The sequence below is a fragment of the Pseudorhodobacter sp. genome (genome assembly GCF_030452865.1).
Classification (GTDB): domain Bacteria; phylum Pseudomonadota; class Alphaproteobacteria; order Rhodobacterales; family Rhodobacteraceae; genus Pseudorhodobacter.
In genome coordinates this window covers 1-3839 of the sequence record NZ_JAKDLJ010000349.1, presented here as the reverse complement: position 1 = coordinate 3839, position 3839 = coordinate 1, and the positions used below count along the sequence as shown (strand labels likewise).

The following is a 3839-nucleotide window of genomic DNA, read 5'->3' as shown; positions in this document are numbered from 1 at the left end:
CAGTGCCTCATAGCAGATGAACAAAAGGGGAGTCAGCAGCATCGACAGGCTGATGATCAGGAGTACGATTTCCGATACCGAGGTCGGCAGGATGGATTGCTTGCGCGCGAAGCTGACGATCAGGAAACCGAATTCACCTGCTTGTGCCAGACCAAGCGTGAAAAGCCAGCGGTCGCGGCCTCGGATATTGAAGATGAAGGTCAAAAGCAGCAGCACCCCGGCTTTCAGCGCGATCACTGCAAGCGTGAGGGAAATCACCTTCCAAGGGTTCGCCAGCAGCACCTCAAAGTCAATGCTGACGCCGACTGTCATGAAAAACAACCCCATCAGGATGCCTTTGAACGGCTGGATATCCGCCTCCAACTGGTGACGGAATTCGGAGTTGGCGAGCACGACGCCCGCCATGAAGGTGCCAAGCGCGGGGGACAGCCCGACCAGCATCATCAAGAACGCGATGCCCAGCACCATCAGGAGGGAGATGAAGGTACTCATCTCCGGCAGGCGAGAGGCGTGGACGAAGCGGAACACCGGGCGGGTCAGGAAATGCCCGACCAGCATGATGCCGACCACGATGCCGAGCGTCATCAGCGTAACAGCCCAACCCGGCAAGGATTGCACCAGCGTCAGCAAGGGTTCCGCCGCGCCAGATGGGGCGGCATGTGCGCTGTCGGCGGCGCCGTTCAGATCGGTGATGCCGAAGGTTTCCAATGTGACGCCGGCGGGAAGCCCCATACCGCTGAGCGCCAGCAGCGGAATGATCGCGAGAATCGGCACCACTGCGATATCCTGCGTCAGCAGCACGGCAAAGGTTGCGCGCCCGCCGCCGGTCCGCATCAGGTTCTTTTCCGACAGGGTTTGCAGCACGATCGCGGTGGAGGAGAGCGAAAACATCATTCCCAGAGTAATGCCGACCTGCCAGCTCAGCCCGATCCAGTTGGCCAGCACGGCAATCGAAGCAGTGGTCAGGACCAGTTGCAACCCGCCAAGCCCGAGCAATTTGTGCCGCATGTCCCAAAGCGATTTCGGTTCCAGCTCCAACCCGATCAAGAACAGCATCATCACCACGCCGAACTCGGCGAAATGCTGCAAATCCGTGGTTTCCGTTCCGGCAAGGCCAAGGATTGGCCCTACCAAAATTCCTGCCGCCAGATAGCCCAGCACCGACCCCAACCCCAAACGCACCGCCAATGGCACGATAAGCACCGCGGCGCCGAGGTAGATTGAGGCTTGGAGCAGAAAGCTTTCCATGGTGGTCCTTCTTGGGGTGCGCTGTAGGCGTCAGGTTGGCAAGGCGGTGTCGGGCTTGAATTGATCCATCACGATCTGACTTTGCACCCGTGACACGGCGGGATGCGGCAACAATACCTGATGGATCAAGCGGTTGAGGGCCGGCAAATCCGCGCACCACACCCTCAACAGGTAGTCGGCTTCGCCCGTCAATGTCCATGCGCTGATGATTTCGGGCCGGGTGGAGATCAGGCTGGCGAAACTGCGCGCACCTTCGGGGTCATGGCTCGCCATCTGGATTTGCACAAAGGATTGCACCGCGAGCCCAACCCGAACCGGATCGAGACGTGCCGCATAGCCGATGATATAGCCTTCCGATTCCAGCCGTTGCCGACGCCGCCCGGCTTGGGATGCCGACAGGTTCAACCGCTCGCCCAATTCCTGCGCGGTCAGCATGGCGTTCTTTTGCACCTCGCTCAGCAAGCGAGAATCGACTTCATCGAGCACTGCTCAAACCTCGCATGATTTTGCCCAAAGATGCGCGGAACGCGCACCTCCCTTTGCTATCATACGCAAGAATGCGCAAAATTCCGACGCCAATTGCGGTAAACTTTTGTTTCGCAATCAGGGTGCGTTGCTCTCAATTGCATTCAATTGCCGGGGTGAGGCAGCGTTTGCCACGCATAACGCGTTCACCCGGCAGATGAATAGCCGAATTCGATTAGCCGCAACAAGTACTAGGAGGATTTTTCATGGGACCATTCCCGCACGCAGCCCCCAAGGCCAGAATTTCGGCGGAAAACCCCGCTGGCACCGATGGTTTTGAATTTGTGGAATTTGCCCATCCCGAACCGCAGGCTCTGCGCGATCTGTTCGACCGGATGGGATATGTGCTGACCGCGCGGCATAAATCCAAGGATATCGAACTTTGGCAGCAAGGCGACATCACCTATATTCTGAACAACGAACCGGGCAGCCATGCGATGCGCTTTGTCGCGGAACACGGACCCTGCGCACCAGCGATGGGCTGGCGGGTGGTCGATGCCAATGCCGCCTATGCCCATGCAGTTGCCAAAGGTGCGACACCGTATGACGGTTCGGACAAGGCCTTGGATCTGCCCGCGATTGTCGGGATCGGCGGCAGCCTGATCTATTTCACCGACCAGTATGGCAGCGCGAACCCCTATGATGCGAAGTTTGACTGGCTTTCGACGCCAAAGCCGAAAGGCGTGGGTTTCTACTATCTCGATCACCTGACCCATAACGTCCACAAGGGCAATATGGACACCTGGTTCAACTTTTACGGCGATATCTTCGGGTTCAAACAAATCCGCTTTTTCGATATCGAGGGCAAACACTCCGGTCTTTTCAGCCGCGCGCTGACCTCGCCTTGCGGGCGCATCCGCATTCCGATCAACGAAGACCGCGGAGAGACCGGGCAGATTGTCGAATATCTCAAGCGTTACAAAGGCGAAGGGATTCAGCATATCGCGGTCGGGTCGGATGATATCTATACAACCGTGGATGAGATTGCGGCGCGCGGGTTGAAATTCATGCCGAAGCCGCCGCAGACCTATTATGAGTTGTCAAAAACCCGTGTGGTCGATCATCAGGAACCGCTGGACCGGATGGAAAGGCATGGCATCCTGATTGACGGCGAGGGTGTGGTTGATGGCGGTGAAACCCGCATCCTGTTGCAAATCTTCTCCAAAACCGTGATCGGCCCGATCTTCTTTGAATTCATCCAGAGAAAGGGCGACGATGGTTTTGGCGAGGGCAATTTCCGCGCGTTGTTCGAATCCATCGAACAGGATCAAATTGATCGCGGTGTTCTTAAAGCGATCTGAAACAACAGGATACAGGCCGCGCGCTCCGGGCTGTCTAACCCGATGACGCTGCTGCGTCTTCTCTGCAAAAAATATCCAAAATCCACAGCAACCAAGGCGTGCAACGCCCGACCCAAAAGCCTCAGCCGTTCGGCATCGAGAGTGCCAGCATCTTGCTGCCCTTCTTGTAGCGCACTTCGCTGCGGGTGATCGCTGCAACCGTGCCCCCATCCACGCGGTCGCCGACGCGGATCTTCTGATACCGGCCGGAGGAGCTGCGGATCATCGCGTAACGATTCGAGTCGGAACCATAAATCCCGATCAGGTTGGTCTTCGACAGGTTGAGCACGTTCTTGAACGTTGCCTGTTTCGCGACATTGGCATGGGTTGGAATGCGCGGTGCGGCGCTGACGCGCACTTCCGGTTCATCGGCTTCTTCCGGCTCCTGCACCGGGTCTGGTACTTTGACCTGTCGCCGGGTGGTTGTTGTTTCGCGGGTTGCGGCCGCCACTGCCGCCGCGACCGCTTTAGAGAAATCACGCGGACGTGCGGCAGGGCGGCGCGACATTGCAACCGGCAACACTGCGGCGTCGGCGGTCTTTTCCGCCGCTGCGGCCTTTGCGGCGAGCGATGCAGCCTCCACCGCTTCGCGTGCTGCCGCCGCAGCCTTCAAAACAGATTGGGGCCGCAGTTTCGGGCGCAGGCTGGCCAGACGGCGCACTGCCGGATCAGGTTCGATTGCCGCGCCATCCTCGGTGCCAGTCGCTGCCGCGTCCGGAGTTTGGT

At 58.5% G+C, this 3839-nt stretch carries 3 protein-coding genes and 1 pseudogene; 1 reads left to right on the top strand and 3 read right to left on the bottom strand.

What is annotated here, in order from left to right; all coding sequences use genetic code 11:
• Both L0H65_RS16060 and L0H65_RS16055 read right to left on the bottom strand, forming a co-directional pair.
• On the bottom strand, positions 1 to 1248 hold a 1248-nt coding region (locus L0H65_RS16060; protein ID WP_301460142.1), incomplete at its 3' end, for a cation:proton antiporter.
• A gap of 30 nt (positions 1249 to 1278) precedes the next feature.
• A complete protein-coding gene (locus tag L0H65_RS16055) occupies positions 1279 to 1734 on the bottom strand; it encodes an Lrp/AsnC family transcriptional regulator (protein WP_301460140.1) in 456 nt (151 codons plus the stop codon).
• A 245-nt stretch (positions 1735 to 1979) separates the two neighbouring features.
• Between L0H65_RS16055 and hppD the strand changes: the two genes are divergently transcribed.
• A complete protein-coding gene (hppD, locus tag L0H65_RS16050) occupies positions 1980 to 3074 on the top strand; it encodes a 4-hydroxyphenylpyruvate dioxygenase (RefSeq protein WP_301460138.1) in 1095 nt (364 codons plus the stop codon).
• Positions 3075 to 3195: 121 nt separating this feature from the next.
• Here the strand turns inward: hppD and L0H65_RS16045 are convergent.
• Positions 3196 to 3839 (bottom strand): annotated as a pseudogene (locus tag L0H65_RS16045) (translation initiation factor 2); the annotation flags it as partial.